Source organism: Pseudomonas sp. F1_0610 (assembly GCF_047470865.1).
GTDB lineage: Bacteria > Pseudomonadota > Gammaproteobacteria > Pseudomonadales > Pseudomonadaceae > JAZDRH01.
In genome coordinates, this window is sequence record NZ_JAZDRH010000006.1 from 67,790 (window position 1) to 86,056 (window position 18,267).

Genomic DNA, 18,267 nt, shown 5'->3' on the forward strand with positions numbered 1-18,267 from the left:
GATACCCTAGACGATTAGCCAGCAAGGCTATACCTTATCCTTGCTTGGACTAAGTTTTAAACTATTTTTATAAGGTTTGTTTCATGCGTGTGTTTATTTTGCTGATGTTGTTTTCTCTACCTACGTTAACTTGGGCAAAGGCCTGTGTGATTACCAGTAAATCTGAAAACCTATCGGTCACCCTGTGTCAGCAAAATCGAAATATTCCTGAGCAAATGTTTAAAGATGGCTTTTGTCAACCACAGTTAAAGGGTCAAGAAGTTAGCGTAAAGCATGTGGATCTTTGTCCTAAAGAGTCTTATGGCGTTTGTCGCAACGCCAAAGTAGGTGGCGTGGCTTATACCTATGATATCCACTACTACGGCGTCGCTAGTGATGCTGTATTTTTAAAGGCGGCCTGTGAAACACAGCATCAAGGTACTTGGGTAACCCGCTGAATAAACACAGATATTCAAAGCCGCTTATTTAATTTATCGTTAATACATCCCAGTTAAATTTTTACATTTAGTTTAACTGTTACTGATTTCACTGGCTAAACTTAGCTATACTCAATTACAACTTGCAACACGCATTCCATCATGGAACCGAGAGAATCGCCTTCGTCCGTATGCGATGCACCTTTAATTATATGGAGTCCTCATGCGTAAACTTATCCTTGGCCTAACTTTAGCCTGCGCTAGCTTAGCTGGCACTACTGCCATTGCAGCCCCTAGCATTCAAGCCGGTGTTGAATACCAAGTCCTAAAGAATAAAGTACCTGTCGCTGATGAAAGCAAAATTGAAGTGGTTGAAATGTTTTGGTATGGCTGCCCACATTGCAACCAGTTAGAGCCCTTTGTCACCAACTGGCAAAAAAACCTTCCTGAGGACGTAAAATTAGTACGTGTTCCTGCAATGTTTGGTGGCGTATGGGATATTCATGGCCAATTATTTTTAACCTTAGAAGCACTAAAAGTCGATTCCCAATTACATAGCAAAGTATTTGACGCTATCCACAAAGAACGCCGCCAATTAAAAGACTACACTGACATTGAAAAATTTATTGTTGAAATTGGCGTTGATAAAGACAAATTCAGCAAAATGTGGAACTCATTTGCCATTAAAGGACAAATGGACAAAGCACGTAAGCTAGCGCTTGCCTATCAAGTACAAGGTGTTCCTGTAATGGTTGTAGATGGCCAATACTTATTTGATATTGGTACTGCAGGTGGTTTACAAGAAACTACTCAAGTCGCTGACCAGCTGATTGACATGGTACGTACTGCTAAAGCCAAATAAGCCGTACAAGGTGGTTTATGTTAATAAAATTACCACCATTGAAAGAGCGGCTGGTTGAGGTTTGCCAGCCGCAAGTTAACTTTCAATGGCTTGAGCAACAAAAAAAGCCAACTAATGCGCTGTCATTGCGCTTATTGAGCTTTAATATCCAAGTTGGCATAACCACGGCTTCTTACAAACATTATCTGACCCGTAGCTGGCAGCATGTATTGCCCAACCATAATCGCCAGCGCAATCTAAGTAAAATTGCCGCATTACTTAACCAATACGATATTGTGGCGCTACAAGAAGTTGATGGTGGTAGCTTGCGCTCAGGTTACATTAACCAAGTTGAATATCTCTCTATCCTTGGTTGTTTCCCTTTCTGGTATCAGCAACTCAATCGCAACTTGGGACATTTTGCTCAACATAGCAATGGCTTATTGAGCCGTTTTCAGCCGCATCATTTAGAAAACCATAAGCTTCCTGGCCCTGCTGGGCGCGGTGCTATTTTGATGCAGGTAGGCGAGGGTAAAGAAGCGCTAGCTATTGTGATGATGCACTTGGCTTTAGGCTCACGTACACGCAACAAACAACTAGCGTATATCCGTGAAATTACCCAAGCTTATAAACATGTTGTGCTTATGGGAGATATGAATACTCCAGTTGATGATTTACTTTTGCATTCACCTTTAAATACTATGGATTTACGCGCACCTCAGGCGCTAGCTACTTTTCCTAGCTGGAACCCGCAACGTTGCCTAGATCATATTTTGATTACGCCTGAGCTAGACATTGAGAATGTGCGCGTACTGTCTGAGCGTATTTCTGATCACCTGCCAGTGGCTTTAGATCTAAAACTACCAACAGGCATCTTTAAATTAAATTAAGCCAAGCTCGGCTAGTTTATTTTCAAGGCCTTGCAAGTCTGGAATGCGTGCCTGTACTTGCCCTAACTTTACGGCACTGAGTTCCAAACCTTCTGGCTTTACTGATAAATCATAATCAATTTGATCATCAACCTTAATTGCACTAGGCAATCCACGCAAAGCAATAGCTAAAAACTTACAGTTCTCGCGCCCGCCAATGGCATTAATAATCGCAATATAAGAAATGCGGTATTTACCAGAATAACTGGTTTCAGCACTTTCAAATGAGATCAGTGGTAGTTTTAATTCGCGCCAGCTAATTACTCCTAATAACCAACTAGGGGCATCATGCACGGGTTCTACGTGACGAATTGTTTCGACTACTTCTGCTATTAATACGTTGGGAATTAATAACGAACGATCACTTAAAGGCAATAATAAGCCACGTATTTCAGTACTGCTTTCTACGTCTTCACTCATAATAAATCTCTCTTATCACGCCGCCGTATTCAAATGCGTTAATAGCTGCTCAGCTAAGGCTAAAGGCGTACCACTGAAGCTTGTTAAGCCTGTGCTGTTAATATAGTTAGGTACAAAGTCAACTTGGCTAGTGGCAGGATCCTGAATCCAAATTTGCATACCTTGGCGCTTAGCATAAAGCAAACTATCAGCACCATCTAAACCTAACCCGCTAAAAAATATGACACCACTGGCTTGTGTATATTCTTGCGCTACGGCTTTCATTGCAGCACTGGCAGAAGGTATGTAGTTAGATACTGTATTGAGATGTTGGTCAAAATGGACTTGCCCACCTTGCAGAGAAAAAATAGGCGTCGGTGGTGCTATTAATACTTGCCCTGTTGCCAAAACTTCACCTGTTGTCAAAACCTCGACTGGCATTTGAATATGCGGCTGTAAGAATTTTTGCAATTCTTCTGGCGCATTCAGCATATGCTGAACATAGATAAAAGTTAGTGGCAGGTTTGCCGGTAAACTCGCTAAAAATTCAGTTACTGCTGGAATAGCGCCTTTATCACCCACTAGTAACCAAACATTATGCTCTGTTGGTAGGTTTGTAGGCTTTGTTAGCAGCTGAGACTGTGTCAGTGAAATAGCTGAGAAATCATACTCTCTTTCTAAAGCACTACGACCAATGGCTTGCTCCACTTTTTTATATAAGTAGGTGCCTGCTAGTGCAAAGTTATCTTTTAAATCTGAACACAATCTACCTTCACCCATCAAAACAGGTGCCTCATTTTGATCAAGCAACGTATCAAGAATAGGAAGATCTACATCTTCACTAATGGCAAGCAACCAAAGATCAGTTTTACATGCCATTACTGTTGCATCTTCCAGTTCTGCAATATGCTCGTTCAGCACAACCTGATAACCATGCAACGCTAATACATTTTGTATTAGCGGCATTTTTTCAGGCTGATCAACAACAACCGCAACTCGCAAATTGCTCATCGTTTCTGTCCTAACAACGAGTAGATTGTTTCTAATAATAGATTCTCTTGGAAAGGTTTACCAAGGTATTCATTTACGCCCAAGCTAAAGGCTCGTTCACGGTGTTTATCACCTGTTCGCGAAGTGATCATAATGATTGGTAAATCTTTTATACGATCATTATGGCGCACTAAACGGGCTACTTCAAAACCATCCATACGTGGCATCTCAATGTCTAACAACATAATGTCTGGAGAAGCCTCTTGCAACTGAGCAATAGCATCAGCACCATCTTTTGCGGTAATCACATCCATTTGGTTACGCTCTAATAGACGTGAAGTGACTTTACGCACAGTCACTGAGTCGTCCACTACCATAACTTGGATGCGACGCTCTTCTTTTTCCTCTTTCACTTCTGGAATATCGATTTGCTGTACTTGGCGACTACGAATCATCGCCAGCAAGTCAAGAATCACAACAACTCGACCATCCCCTAAAATAGTTGCACCCGAAATACCACGTACACTAGAGAATTGTGCGCCTAAGCTTTTTACCACAATCTCACGTGAACCTGACAGGATATCTACTTGCACCGCTACTGAATATTCACTACCACGTACTAAAATAACGGGTAACGGAAGCACTTGCCCCTCTAGTTTTGGGCGTTGCCCGTTTTGCAGTAATTCACCAATGTAACGCAGCGCATAAGAATGCCCTGCATATTCGAAGTAAGCTTGCCCTGCTTGTTCAGCTTGCTTATAGAGGGCTTCTAACTCACGGGGTGGAACGCGCACAATACCATCTATTGTGTTAAGTGGTACGGCATATAAATCTTCCCCTGCAATCACCATCAAAGCACGGTCAACCGATACGGTAAAGGGTAAGCGAATCAGGAAGTTGGTACCTTTACCAGGGTGCGATTCAATTTCTACTGAGCCACCTAGCTGTTTAATTTGCGAGTTCACCACGTCCATACCTACACCACGACCTGAAATCTGGGTAAGCTGTTTGGCTGTTGATAAACCTGAACGCAAAATTAACTGCACTACTTCATGGTCCGTAAGGTTTTGATCAGCCGTGATAAAGCCACGTTCAATAGCTTTTTTACGCACGGCATCAATGTTAACGCCTGCGCCATCATCTGCTAACACCATAAGGATGTCACCACCCTCGCGCGTGATAGTTAGCGTAATATTCCCTACCGCTGTTTTGCCTTGCTGTTGGCGCTTCTCGGCAGGCTCTACGCCATGGTCAATTGCATTACGCAATAGGTGCTCAAGTGGTGCAACCATCCGCTCCATTACGGTACGGTCCATTTCACCTTGGTTATCGCGTACATCAAAGTTAACTTTTTTATCTAATTCGCCACTAATTTGGCGAACAATACGACGCAAACGCGGTAATAGTCGATCAAAAGGAACCATGCGCGTGCGCATTAAGCCTTCTTGCAACTCCGTATTAATACGCGCTTGCTGTAACAGGAGCGTTTCAGTGTCACGCACATTTAATGCTAAGGTTTCTTTTAAATCCGATAAGTCTGAGGCAGACTCAAACAGCGAGCGGGATAATTGTTGCAATTGCGAATACTGGTCCATTTCCAATGGGTCAAAATATTCACTACCTGCAATATCACTTAACTCTTCATGGTGGCGGCTAATAATTTGTGCTTGCGTCTCCATATCCATACGACGCAACTGATCACGCACCCGCTCAATGGTGGCGTCCATTTCACCTAGAGTAAATAGGAAACCACTAATTTGCTGTTCAATACGTCCACGGAAGATCGATGTTTCACCCGCTAAGTTAACCAGCTCCTCTAACAGACCTGAGGATACACGCACTTGCTCATCTTGATCTTGCTGGCTAGATTGCTCTTTTTGTTCCTGATTTTTTGCTAAGAACGGCAGCACTTTGAGCTTGCTTTCTTGCTTGTCAGACTGTGCTTGCGCAGCGGCAACTCGTGCCGTTACTAACGCTGTTGTGGGGTCAACGTGCTCTGCACCTGCAACCTGCACTAAATGCTCTAAACGCGCGTTTGGATCTCGTACACGTTTAATGCGTAGCAGTAATTCAGAGGTATCTGTTAATGCTTTATCTGCTTTGGTTTGATCCAACAGTACCGACAACATATCGTGCGTTTCTTGCATTAACTCAAAGAGCGCATGCGTGGCTTTTAAACGTTCAGTACTTAAATCCTCATAAATAAATTCTAGTTCATGCGCTAAGTTAGCAATTTCTGGAATTTCAGCCATACGCGCGCCACCTTTAATGGTGTGCATATCACGCTGCATAGAGGCTAGTTGCGCTAAATTATTTGGATCGGAAACCCAGTTTTGTAATGAATGTGTTGCGTTATCGAGTAAATCCACCGCTTCATCTAAGAAGATTTCCACCAGCTCCGGATCACGCGTGCTTTGCGTAGTGCTGGCGGTGGGGGCTTCTGTGATGCTCGGTTCAGTAATACTGGTACTTGGTAATTCAACCTGACCAGTTTCACGAAAGGTTTTAAAGCTACGAAAAGTAGACTCGGCAATAAATAATGGCTGCTTAGCCACCAAAAGCTCTACTAATTGGGCTATTTCATCATGGGCACGATGCAAGAGTTCAGCTAAGTTAGGCTCGAAGGCATATTTGCCACTAATTAAGCCTTCATATATAGATTCTGTCTCATGCGCCAAATCGCCTAGGGGCTGCAAACCTGCCATGCGAGCACCACCTTTTAAGGTGTGCAGATCACGCATTAATGATGACAGTTGGCTAATATCTGTTGGATTTTCTAACCAAGTTTCTAATTGGTTATTAGCACTTTCACTGATATCTGATGCTTCTTCAAGGAAGATATCAATCATCTCATCAGTGTAATCCACAGAGAATGTTGGATTATTCTGGGCTGGTTTAGCTGATTTTTCAGGCACTAGGCTTGGCTCAATAGAAACAGCCTCATCCAGTACGATATCTTCTACTCGTGGTGCAGTTTCAAACTCTGGCAGCTCAAAGCTATCTTCTGCCAGCTTCAAGTCGGCTGAGCCTGATTCAATCTCTTGCTCAGGTATAACACTTGCCGTGAGATTAATGTTTTCTATTACATTCTCTGTATGTGTAAATTGTTCTAATGCGTGTAGACTCTGGCTAGCATTAAAGAGTGGTTGTTTTGCTTGTAATAGCTCAACCATCTGCGCTAGATCGTCATGTGCTTTTTGCACAATACTTGCAAGCTCGGGCATGAACTGGCAACGGCCTTGAATAATACTCTCATACAAACTTTCAGCTGCATGTGCCAAGTTGCCAACAGGTTCAATACCTGCCATGCGAGCACCACCTTTTAAGGTATGTAAATCACGCATTAGGGCTGTTAGCTGTTGATCGTCTTGCGGATCTAGCAACCACTGTTCTAAGCGATTATTAGCACTCTCGGTTACATCTACTGCTTCTTCAATAAAGATTTCAACCAGTTCATCCTTATAATCAACCTCAAAAGCACTCGTATCTGCTTGTTTTTGACTGCTGATTACAGGCTCTGTTGATGTTGTAATCTGCTTTCTCTCAGAACTAACTGATGGCGCAACCTGATTCAGTTTAATAAAGCTTTCTAAGTTTGTAATAGGTAGTGGGTTATCCTCAACATCAAGACCAGCCATAAACTGATCCATCATATTAATTAACCCAGCATGCGCACTGGCGGCTTCAGCAAAGAATGTTGCACTTACTGGTATTTCACCACTCTCTACAGCGTGATAAAGCTGAGCTAAGACCTCAGCATAACGTGCAATTTGTGGTAGCTGGGCAGCCTGTGCATAACCGCTCAGCTTGTTTAAATCGGCAATTAGCTGCTGCACATCAGGCTGTGTATGCGGATTTTCACGCCAATTTTCCAGCGTTTCTTCGGTGCTAAATAACAGATCAGAGCAGGCTGCTAGGTCACGCTGACTGGGTGGATCTAACTCAGTATTTTCAGCTGACTGCTCGTCTGCAGTTGGTATTGGTTGCGCTGTTTGATACGCATTAAATTGCTGATTTACGTCTTCAATACGCTCAATTAAGGCTTGAGCACCATCAATCGGACGTAGCGGTGTTGTCGATAGTTGACGTAAGCCTTTAACAAGTAATGCATAACTGTCACGTAACAGGTCATACTCAACTTGGTTAACCATCCATAAGCTCGCTTTATATTCTTTAGCGAGTTTTTCTAGTGGGCTAACAATATCCGCAATTGGTGTAACTTCCGCCATTTTTGCACTACCTTTTAAGGTATGTAGTGCACGCTGAATTTCCTCTGGGAAAGCTTGCGGTAAATGCACAGCGCATTTATTTAAGAAATACTGGAAGGCTTCAAGATGAGTTTCCGTTTCTTGGGCGAAGATTTCCATCAAAATGGGATCAAGCGCTTGCTCAGCCTGTAAGCGTTGTTCTGCTTCGGATAACCTAGGTTCTGGTGCAATCTCTTGCAACACAGGAATCTCTACTTCTTCTAGCAGTGGCGCAGCATTAGCTAGAGATTCTTCCCGTTCTTGAAGAGCAGGCTCAATGGCGGGCTCAGTTTCACTATTCTCAACCACAGCATCCATTTCCAGCACAGGAATAGGCTGGTTACGCGATAAGGCGTGGGCAATGCTCGCATAGAGGTCCACATCGTCACGTTGACGCTGAGCTTGTTCTTCAAACTCTTTAATTAGCGATGGCAGGATGGCGAGTACGTTGTCAATGACTTGGAATAAATCGTCAGTAATACTAATAGTGCCATCAATGACCCTGTTTAGCATGTTTTCAATTGACCAGGCTAACTCGCCAATCACTAATGCACGCACCATACGTCCACTACCTTTTAAGGTATGGAATGCACGACGTACTTCTGTTAGTGCGGTGTTATTGTCTGTGTCTTCTTTCCATTGTGGATAATATTCTGCAATGGTTTCCTGCACTTCGCCTGCTTCTTCGACAAAGATTTCTCTTAATTCTTCATCAATTGGTTCTTCGTCAGCTGGGGGCGGAAGTAAGGTTTCAGGTACACTTTTTGCTTGAGGGTTAATTTCCCGTACAGGTTGCGCCATCACTTGGGCGATGGTCATTGTTTGTTCGCTAGCTGTAATCTCTGGCCCATTATCCGCTTCAGCGCTGACAAGTTCAGCCTCACCTAGAAGGTCTATATTGGCTTCCTGTTCTAGTTCTAGTGTTAAATCAATGCTTTCAGGCTCAGATAGTTCTAAACCAAGTTCGCCGTCAAGGTCAGTATCCGTTTCATTAAAGGCAGTAAGATCAATAATGCCTGAGTCTTCTTCAGCAAGCTCAAGCCTGTTGTCATCAAATACAAGCTCTGATGAGTCTAGGTTAATGTCATCTTCTGCTTCTGTTGCTTTGTAAGATAAATTGGCTGCTGTTAACTCAGACTCTAATTGATCAATGGATAAAACAGGGATATCTTCCTCGGCGGCTGTTGGTGTGGCATCAAAGAAAATATCTTCACCCACTTCAACAACAGGTTCCAGGTCAATATCTGTTGGCGCAGGTGGTGTTAACTCTGGCAGTAGCTCAGCATCTACGCTGTAACCTAGCTCTACTAAACCTTGGCGTGCTACATTCAAGGCTTCTTCAGTAGTTGACACTGAATCTTCTACTAAGCACTCCAGATAGTATTCAACACCTGTAATAATATCCGCCAAGGTATCTAAGATGTGCCAATTGGGTACGGTTTGCGCATGAATTAATTTTTGTTCAATAAATAAGTTACAACGCTCTATAATTTTTGCTGCATCCAGTAATGGAATCATCACCAAAGCGCCACGCACTTGGTTCAATAATGCAGGAATAGAGGATAGATGTACTTGGTCCCATTGCGAAGTAATAAAACCAATAATATGGTCTTTAACCTGAGCAAGGCCTGTATGGGCTTCTTTAATCACCAAATGATGTATTTTTTGCACATCTGTGGTTGGTAATAGTGTCTGCTCATTGTGCTCTTGATCCTCATGGTCAACCATGTTGTTCAAGGATACTTCTACAAATAGGATAGCACCCGCCACATCCATTAATGTGTTGTCACTAATACTTTCCTGAGACTGCTCATAATGCGCCAAAATATCAATTTGGCTCAGTATCATTTGTCGCAAGTTAGGCACACCGATAACTGCTAAGGTATCTGCCACTTGCTTCATGGGTGTTTGTAAACGCGCTAATTCGTTGTAGTTTTTACGATCACCGCGAACAAAGATATCCAATGCGTCTTTAATACGCATTAGCTCTTCACTAAGAGCTACAACGACTGAGCGCATAGCGCCACGGTCGACAATTGGCGTTTCGCCTTCTTCCATTGGTTTAATATCAGGGAAGGCTGTTTCTAGTTGGTAATCAATAACCAACTTATCAATTAACTCGCTGCCGCCTTTAGCCTTAGCAATATAAAACAATAAATTTTTTAATAGTTCTTGGCGTGGCACATGATTAAATGCAGATAACTCCTCATCCACCAAGATACGCAAATAAGCATCAATTTCTCGCAATAAACGACGAATAGACGCCGTGCATGCTAAACGCCCTGAACTCAAGCCATCCACTAGCGCGCTAGACAGTTGCCATAAAATAGACAGCGGTGCTTTCTTTGAAAGGTTTTCAAGGTGTGTAAACACACGCTTTAAATAAAGAAGATTACGCTCTACATCTTGCTCACGTAATACACCCACAAGCGCCATTTGGAAAATTTGACGCATTTTACGTAACAATGATGGTAAATCATTAACTTGTAGTTTACGTAGCTCCGCATCGGATAATGCAGCCGGTATTTGCAAATCTTTAGGAGCAAATAAACTGGTTTCGGATAATAACTGCTCATCACGGGCTGCACGTAAGTCGTTTAACAGTGGCAAAATAACCAAGGGCAAGTCATGACGCGCTGTTTGTACCTGCTCTATATATAATGGCAGCTGCAAAACAGCTTGCATCATCACTTCTAGTGCTTCACTAATATTGGCTACTTTTTGTGCAGCCAATGCTTGTGCAAGTTGCTCCATTTCTTCGGCCAGCAATGCAGCGCCAAAGAACTCGACCATTTTTAATGAGCCGTGAACTTGATGGATGTATTCTGAGCATGCCTGCATGCTAGTAACAGCATCTGGATGCTCAACATAGGTTTCCAGCGCATTCTGCGCCAGTTTGAGGGTTTCCCTGATTTCTCCCTTAACCCATTCTAGAGCGACATAATCGTGTCGATCACCCATAACAACTCCGCCCATATTTGCGCATTACCACTATTTTAGTGGGTATGGTTTGGCTAACGCTGGTTAACCAAACTCCTGTTAGTACAGCCAGCATAAAGTAAGTCCTAAATACGCTTACTAAGCCAGCCACAGAATACAAGTGACTTGTGCTGACTGAAGCTGCATCTGGCTAGATACAGCTTGCTTGTGCTGATTAAAATTACTAATTCGGCAAAGTAAAGCCCGATACAGACTCACGCATTGCCACAGCCATTTTCGCTAGGTTACCAATGCTGTGTGCTGTAGCTGTTGTACCGGCCGAGGTTTGCGAGGTAATTTCTTGGATTACGTTCATCGTATTTGAAACGTGTGAGGCAGAAGACGCTTGTTGGCGTGCAGCCTGTGAAATGTTTTGGATCAGATCAGACAGAACTTTTGATACGCGTTCAATTTCTTCCAGAGACACACCTGCATCCACCGCAAGTCGAGCACCACGCACCACTTCAGTAGTGGTTTGTTCCATCGACATTACAGCTTCGTTGGTGTCGGTCTGAATGGTTTTAACTAGGGCTTCAATTTGTTTAGTTGCACTGGATGAGCGTTCAGCAAGGCGTTGAACCTCGTCCGCAACCACGGCGAAACCACGACCTGCGTCCCCAGCCATCGAGGCCTGAATTGCAGCGTTCAAAGACAAGATATTGGTCTGGTCGGCAATGTCGTTAATCAAACCAACGATATCGCCAATCTCTTGCGAAGATTCACCTAAACGCTTAATACGTTTTGAGGTATCTTGAATCTGGTCACGAATATTATCCATGCCCTTAATAGTGTTATGTACCAGCTGGTTACCTTTGTTTGCAAGCTCTACCGATTGTTTTGCAACGTTTGCGGACTCAGCGGCGTTCGCAGATACGTGGTCAATCGAGCGGGCCATTTCAGTAATTGCCGCAGAAGCGCCAGCAATTTCTTGCGCCTGATGCTCAGAAGCTTCAGCAAGATGCATTGCTGTACTTTGAGTTTCTTGTGCGGCTGTTGATACCTGTACTGCAGTATCGTTAATGGTTCCCACAAGGTCGCGTAGCTGGTCAATGGCGTAGTTAATGGAGTCAGCAATAGCGCCCGTAAAGTCCTCGGTTACTGTAGCTTGCGAGGTTAAATCACCGTCTGCCAAGTCGCCAATTTCATCAAGTAAACGTAAAATGGCCGTTTGGTTACGCTCATTGGCATCACGCGTTTCACGTAAGCGGAAACGTGCTTCACGTGTAGATACCCAACCCATAAATACAACCGAAATAAAGGCGATTAAACCTAGCACATAACCTGCGTAGGTATAGATAACACGTTCACCACTTTGTTCTTCAAATTTTAGTGCGAGCTCTTTCGTACTATTGAGCATTTGCTTAGTTTGCTCTGCAATGGTTGCCTCAACACCGCGCACTTGGAAGATCTCAGGAGACTCAATTAATAAACCTTGAACAGAGTCTGACACTGGAATAAATAGCTCATCAATTTTTTGTAGTCGAGCTACTGCACGGGGATCTGTTACACGGTTAATCTGCATATTCACATCGCCTTCACGCATTCCTTTTAAGACACGAGAAAAACGTGAAACATCACTTGCAAAGCGATCTGTTAACTCTACTGAGTTTTCATCGGCGCGCATAATACCTAGTAATGATCCACCAATACGCTCAACTAGCAAAGATTGACGCTCCGCAATAGCAATCTGAGCGGCTGGATCTTGGTTTTGCACCATAATATCTACAACTTCAGCGTATTGTGCTTGAATTTCAGGAATAGCGCGAAGAATAGCTGAACTCTTTTCCTCTAACTGAACAATGGTTTGCTCTCGGGTCGTAATACTACTAATACCCTTATCTACTTGAGTCCATTGTTTTTCTACTACTCTCATGGCCTCGCTAGGTATGCCTGAAACGGGTTCAAGCCCAGAAACATTGTCCCCTTCCTGTAAGATCTTGATATGGCTTTCCATGAGTTTCTGGTCACTTTTCAACTCTTGGAACGCACTTACATTACCAGTGACTGAGAGTGCAGCATTTTTTGCTACACGCTGGGATAAGACTCGCAGCTCGCCTGCGTGGGCAATATATTCTTTGTCGTAATTACTTTGTTTATTCAAGTAAAAAAAGTTTAAAAAGAGTAAAGCAATAGAAACAAGAAGCAGGACAAATAACATACCTATCCATGCTCCAGAACCTATGCCTAAAAAGTTACCTTTTGAATTATTCATTGCTTGGCCCCCGCCTGGACCTATACTAACCACTTTCAGATGGGGTTATTCCCATCCACTAGACCTCTACATCAGAGACAACCTTAAGCTACTACATCTAAAAAGGCTGGTGTTTGCGCTAAAGCACAGAAACTAAAGACTGTCCAACGTGCTTCATCGGCAAATTCTCCCATTAAATAAGGGTTTAGACTGGCCTCGGAGTCATCAAACTGTTCTTGATAGTTTTCTATCTCAAAATGGCGCATGCCAAACACCTCGTCTACCGTTACCCCAACAAAGATACCCTCTGCATCTACAACTACCACTCGTTGTTCAGTAGCTGAAGTGCGACTTTCAATTTGCAAAAAAGCACATAAGTCAATTACTGGGAGCAGACGTCCACGTACATTGGCCACACCCTTAACCCAACTTTTAACTCCTGGAATTAAGGTGTATTTAGGCTCATGTAAAACCTCGCTTACATCATCTAAAGCAGATATAAATCGCCTAGCACCTAAACGAAAGCCAACACCAGCCCATTCAGCTTGGGAATCTCTTTGCGCTGGTAGACCTGCAGCATATAAGTGGCAAAGATGCTCCATTTGCTGTAGCTGCGCAAATGGGCTCATTTCTTTAGTCACAGTTAAAGCTGTCATAACTATTCCCAGATAGATAATTTAGGCGCTTGTTAGCACAGATTTAAGCGCTTTAACTAAAAGTGCTTCATCAACAGGCTTGGTTAAATAATCTTTAGCGCCTTGACGACGACCCCAGACACGATCTGTTTCTTGATCTTTAGTAGTGACAATAATGACTGGGATATGCTGTGTTTCAGCATCTTTTGTTAATTGCCGAGTAGCTTGAAAGCCGTTAAGCCCTGGCATGACAATATCCATTAAAATTACATCCGGCTTTTCACGCTTAGCAATAGCTATGCCGTCGGCTCCATTTTCGCCTTTCAGCACTTGGTGGCCATTTTTTTCTAACATTGTGCATAACTTATATAACTCAGTAGGTGAGTCATCTATAACTAATACGCGAGCCATAATTACCTCTAAATCTCACAATTAAACTTTAAACTTCTGTTGGCACAAACGAAGGAATATGTTTCATGATTGCACCTATCAACTCTTCCTTGCTAAATGGCTTGGTTAAGTATTGATCGGAACCTACTATGCGACCCTTGGCCTTATCAAACAAACCGTCTTTAGATGACAACATGATAACGGGGGTCGACTTGTATGAGCTGTTATTTTTAATCAGCGCGCAAGTTTGGTAACCATCTAAGCGCGGCATCATAATATCAACAAAAATAATATCGGGATGCGTGTCTGCAATCAATGAAAGCGCCTCAAAGCCATTCACTGCAGTGATTACATTACATCCAACTTTTTTCAACAAAGTTTCTGCAGTACGCCGAATTGTCTTGGAATCATCAATTACCATCACTTTTAAGCCATTAGATTGCTGTTCCATTTTTGCCCCTACCACTTTCTTGGTGAGTCTAAATTAACCTAGTACTCGGCCTTTAGCCGCTTACTAAACAATGATTTTTAATGCCTGCATCTTACGCATTGCTTATTTTAAGCGCTACGAAACCAGTAAATTCAAGGCATGCATTGCTATAGCTTATACATATTTTACAACCAACACTGTTAACTTCTCCGAAATAGCAGCATTATGATGACTATGATTCACCCTTTTTGGAGAAAGCCGTATGTCCATCCGCTTGGGGATCGTTATGGATCCTATTAACCAAATCAACTTTAAAAAAGACAGTTCTCTTGCCATGCTTTTAGCAGCACAGGAAAAGGGCTGGTCTATTTTTTACATGGAACAACACGATTTATACCAAAAACGTGGACAAGCGCGAGCGCGGATGAGAAGTTTACGCGTTTTCCATGATCCGAGTCATTGGTTTGAGCTCGGTGAAGAGGAGGATCAACTACTTTCCTCACTCAACGTTATTTTAATGCGCAAGGATCCACCCTTTGATAATGAGTTTGTTTATAGCACTTATTTGCTAGAACAGGCCGAGCAAGAAGGCACCTTAGTTGTTAATAAGGCACAGTCATTGCGTGATTGTAATGAGAAATTTTTTGCCACTCAATTTCCGCAGCTAACGCCGGCCACCATTGTGAGCCGTCGCAGTGATATTTTGAAAGAATTTGCGCAAGAATATGACGATATTATTTTAAAGCCCTTAGACGGTATGGGCGGCTCATCTATTTTTCGTCATCGCCAAGGCGACCCTAACCTCTCCGTTATTTTAGAGACCCTGACACTACACGGCCAACAACAAATTATGGCACAAGCGTACATTCCAGAAATTATTGATGGCGATAAGCGTATTTTAATGATTGATGGCGAACCTATTCCTTATTGCTTAGCTCGCATCCCCGCACAGGGTGAGACCCGTGGCAACTTAGCCGCGGGTGGGCGCGGTGAAGCACGTCCCTTAACAGAAACAGATAAGCAAATTGCCGCTATTGTTGGCCCCGAGCTTCGCAAACGTGGGTTACTGTTTGTCGGACTGGATGTAATTGGCGCAAAATTGACGGAAATCAATGTTACAAGCCCTACCTGTATTCGTGAAATTGATGCCAAATATGATACGCGCATCGCTCAACAACTGATGGATGCTATTGAACGTAAACTGAACGCCTAACTCACCACTTGCAACTTCCAACATTTTATTTAAGGAAGTGTTGGAAGCTTCATAGACTTTTCACTAGGCTATGGGCAGAATTTGCCGATTATTTTTACTGTGTAGTGTCATGAGCAAAGCGCCTTCTTCTGTAAATAGTGCAACTGATTTGCCGCAAAGTCGTATTACAGCGACTGACCGCCTCGGCTTTACTTTATTTATTGCCGCCTTAGTGCATATCGCCTTAATTTTAGGCGTAGGCTTTACTATGGAGAGCATGCCTGAGCCAAGTAAAAGCTTAGAAATTACCTTAGCCTCGTTTGCCAGTGAAAAAGCACCTAAAGAAGCTGATTTCCTTGCTCAAGCCAACCAAATGGGAAGCGGGACACTGGAAAAAGCAACGGTTCCAACTACTACTGAAAAAGCCGAATTTCAAGATAATAAAATCAATGAAGTTCAAGTTGAAAGCTCTCCTAAGCCAGTAGAACAAACACAAACACAAAAAACAGTAGTGGCCACCTTCACACCACAGCTGGACAAAGTTAATCAGCAACCCACAAAGCAGCAGCAAGATCAGCAACGTCCTACTCCTTTGACTGATCAAGAACGCCTTGCTGCTGAAATCGCCAGCCTAGAAGCTGCACTTGAACAGCAACGACAAGAATATGCCAAGCGCCCACGCGTCAGCCGTCAAAATACAGCTGCTACCAAACGCGATATGAGTGCAGGCTATCGTGATGAGTGGCGCAAAACTGTAGAGCGTATTGGTAACCTCAATTACCCTGAACAAGCTCGTCGTCAGAAAATCCATGGCAGCCTACGCATGCTGGTTATTATTCGCAGCAATGGCTCAATTGATACAGTGCGTATTCTTGAGTCTTCAGGACATCCTGTATTAGATAAAGCCGCACAAGACAGTGTTCGCTTATCTGCTCCTTTCTCCCCTTTTACGGGCGAATTAGCTGCTAATTTCGATCAAATTGAAATTATCCGCACATGGCGCTTTGAGCGTGGGGACATACTTTCTAGCGCACAATAGTAATTGCACTTGAAGTTATTTAGATTTCCCTAGAAACTTAGGCTATGAATAGCCAATCTATAGCTTGCCTAGCACAACATTTTTTAATTGCCATGCCTCAGATGGACGACGACTATTTCGCCCAATCTCTTATTTATTTAATTCAACATGACACTCAAGGCAGTATGGGGCTAGTCGTTAACAGGCCAGCCAACTTTCAGCTAGCGGATGTTCTACAGCAGCTAAAGCCTGAACTGGCAAGCACCTCATTAGCTGAGCGAACCCGTGTGTATATTGGTGGACCTGTAGAGCAAGAGCGTGGTCTAATTTTGCACAAAAAAGGTACATCTTTCGCCCATACACTGGATATTGGTACTCTGTGTTTAACCAGTTCACAAGATATTTTGCACAATATCGCAAAAGGTGAAGGCCCAGCTGATTGTTTAATTGTGCTCGGCTATGCTGGCTGGAGTGCTCAACAGTTAGAAGATGAAATAGCCGCTAATCTATGGCTCGTTAGCAAAGCAGATACAGATATTATCTTTCATGTGCCAGCTGAGCAGCGCCGCGACCTAGCCGCAAAAGCTATCGGTATTGACTTAACACTCTTATCTCCAGAAGTAGGACGCGCATGAGCCAGAATACCATTCGACTTGTACTTGGCTTTGATTATGGTAGCAAACAAATTGGTGTGGCTATTGGCCAGGCCGTCACTGGACAAGCACGTGAGCTCTGCACTTTAAAAGCACAAAACGGCACGCCCAATTGGCAGCAAGTTGAACAATTAATCAAAGAATGGCAACCCGATGCCTTAGTCGTTGGCTTGCCTTTAAACATGGACGGTAGTGAAAGCGAAATGTGCGAGCGTGCTAACAAATTTGCACGCCGCTTAAATGGCCGCTTTAACCTACCCGTCCATATGCAAGATGAGCGACTAACCACCTTTGAAGCTAAAGGCGCACGCTTTGAACAAGGCCAACTTAGCACCAGCTACAAACAAAATCCTGTTGATGCGTTAGCCGCTGCGCTGTTACTAGAAAGCTGGTTAGAACAAAATATCTCTCACTAATATTGGTTGCACCAAGGAGCCTGTGATGAACTTACCTCAACCTGAGCAACTACTCTCAAACATGGCAAGCCAATTGACTGAATACCTCAAGCAAATGAGGATTCAACAACCACGTTTTGTAGGTATTCAAACAGGTGGTGTTTGGGTGTCTAAAGCCTTACTTAAAAAGCTTAATCGAGAAAATGAAGCGTTGGGTGTACTTAATGTATCCTTCTATCGCGATGACTTTAGCCGCACAGGGCTACACCCGCAAGTAAGCCCATCACAGTTGCCTTTTGATATTGAGGATCAACACATTATTTTAATTGACGATGTGTTAATGAGCGGGCGGACCATACGTGCCGCCATGAATGAGCTATTTGATTACGGCCGCCCTGCCAGCATCACTTTAGTCAGCTTACTCGACATTAATGCTCGCGAATTGCCTATTAGCCCAGATATTGTTGGCGCTACAATAGATCTACCAGATAACCAGCGCATTAAAGTGCGCGGACCTGCGCCCTTAAGCCTTGAGTTAAAAACCCTAGCCCACTAAAGAGAA

15 protein-coding genes are annotated in these 18,267 nt (G+C 43.4%); 8 read left to right on the forward strand and 7 right to left on the reverse strand.

Annotation, left to right across the window (positions count from 1 at the left end; genetic code table 11):
* Positions 1-83 precede the first annotated feature (83 nt).
* From VQ643_RS05250 to VQ643_RS05260, 3 genes are all read left to right on the forward strand, one after another.
* A complete protein-coding gene (locus VQ643_RS05250) occupies positions 84-437 on the forward strand; it encodes an NADH:ubiquinone oxidoreductase (protein WP_414198243.1) in 354 nt (117 codons plus the stop codon).
* Positions 438-639: 202 nt separating this feature from the next.
* Complete coding sequence (locus VQ643_RS05255) at positions 640-1,278, forward strand: thiol:disulfide interchange protein DsbA/DsbL (RefSeq protein ID WP_414198244.1); 639 nt, start codon at positions 640-642, stop codon at positions 1,276-1,278.
* A 17-nt stretch (positions 1,279-1,295) separates the two neighbouring features.
* Positions 1,296-2,147: an endonuclease/exonuclease/phosphatase family protein gene (locus VQ643_RS05260; RefSeq protein WP_414198246.1), complete on the forward strand. Its 852-nt coding sequence runs from the start codon at positions 1,296-1,298 to the stop codon at positions 2,145-2,147.
* On the opposite strand, the gene VQ643_RS05265 is transcribed toward VQ643_RS05260, so the two are convergent.
* From VQ643_RS05265 to pilG, 7 genes are all read right to left on the reverse strand, one after another.
* Positions 2,139-2,606: a chemotaxis protein CheW gene (locus VQ643_RS05265; RefSeq protein ID WP_414198247.1), complete on the reverse strand. Its 468-nt coding sequence runs from the start codon at positions 2,604-2,606 to the stop codon at positions 2,139-2,141. The two genes, VQ643_RS05260 and VQ643_RS05265, sit on opposite strands and share 9 nt — an antisense overlap.
* Before the next feature lie 15 nt (positions 2,607-2,621).
* A complete protein-coding gene (locus VQ643_RS05270; protein ID WP_414198248.1) occupies positions 2,622-3,596 on the reverse strand; it encodes a chemotaxis protein CheB in 975 nt (324 codons plus the stop codon).
* Positions 3,593-10,783, reverse strand: a complete 7,191-nt coding sequence (locus VQ643_RS05275) for an Hpt domain-containing protein (RefSeq protein WP_414198249.1) — start codon at positions 10,781-10,783, stop codon at positions 3,593-3,595. Before VQ643_RS05275 ends, VQ643_RS05270 begins: the two co-directional genes overlap by 4 nt.
* Before the next feature lie 202 nt (positions 10,784-10,985).
* Positions 10,986-13,013 carry a methyl-accepting chemotaxis protein gene (locus VQ643_RS05280; RefSeq protein WP_414198250.1) on the reverse strand — a complete coding sequence of 676 codons (2,028 nt, stop codon included), beginning with the start codon at positions 13,011-13,013 and terminating at the stop codon, positions 10,986-10,988.
* A gap of 83 nt (positions 13,014-13,096) precedes the next feature.
* Positions 13,097-13,648 carry a chemotaxis protein CheW gene (locus tag VQ643_RS05285; protein ID WP_414198251.1) on the reverse strand — a complete coding sequence of 184 codons (552 nt, stop codon included), beginning with the start codon at positions 13,646-13,648 and terminating at the stop codon, positions 13,097-13,099.
* A 21-nt stretch (positions 13,649-13,669) separates the two neighbouring features.
* Positions 13,670-14,038 (reverse strand): twitching motility response regulator PilH, encoded by a 369-nt coding sequence (gene pilH, locus VQ643_RS05290; RefSeq protein ID WP_414198252.1) that lies wholly within the window; start codon positions 14,036-14,038, stop codon positions 13,670-13,672.
* A gap of 28 nt (positions 14,039-14,066) precedes the next feature.
* The gene (pilG, locus tag VQ643_RS05295) at positions 14,067-14,468 is read right to left on the reverse strand and encodes a twitching motility response regulator PilG (RefSeq protein ID WP_414198253.1); all 402 of its coding nucleotides are present in this window, start codon (positions 14,466-14,468) and stop codon (positions 14,067-14,069) included.
* Positions 14,469-14,709: 241 nt separating this feature from the next.
* Here pilG and gshB point away from each other — a divergent pair, with 241 nt between their 5' ends.
* From gshB to pyrR, 5 genes are all read left to right on the forward strand, one after another.
* Positions 14,710-15,660 (forward strand): glutathione synthase, encoded by a 951-nt coding sequence (gene gshB, locus VQ643_RS05300; RefSeq protein ID WP_414198254.1) that lies wholly within the window; start codon positions 14,710-14,712, stop codon positions 15,658-15,660.
* 109 nt (positions 15,661-15,769) lie between these two features.
* A complete protein-coding gene (locus VQ643_RS05305) occupies positions 15,770-16,678 on the forward strand; it encodes an energy transducer TonB (RefSeq protein ID WP_414198255.1) in 909 nt (302 codons plus the stop codon).
* A gap of 44 nt (positions 16,679-16,722) precedes the next feature.
* The gene (locus VQ643_RS05310) at positions 16,723-17,292 is read left to right on the forward strand and encodes a YqgE/AlgH family protein (protein WP_414198256.1); all 570 of its coding nucleotides are present in this window, start codon (positions 16,723-16,725) and stop codon (positions 17,290-17,292) included.
* A complete protein-coding gene (gene ruvX / locus VQ643_RS05315; RefSeq protein WP_414198257.1) occupies positions 17,289-17,726 on the forward strand; it encodes a Holliday junction resolvase RuvX in 438 nt (145 codons plus the stop codon). The genes VQ643_RS05310 and ruvX overlap by 4 nt, the downstream gene beginning before the upstream one ends.
* A 25-nt stretch (positions 17,727-17,751) precedes the next feature.
* Positions 17,752-18,261: a bifunctional pyr operon transcriptional regulator/uracil phosphoribosyltransferase PyrR gene (gene pyrR / locus VQ643_RS05320; protein ID WP_414198258.1), complete on the forward strand. Its 510-nt coding sequence runs from the start codon at positions 17,752-17,754 to the stop codon at positions 18,259-18,261.
* Positions 18,262-18,267 lie beyond the last annotated feature (6 nt).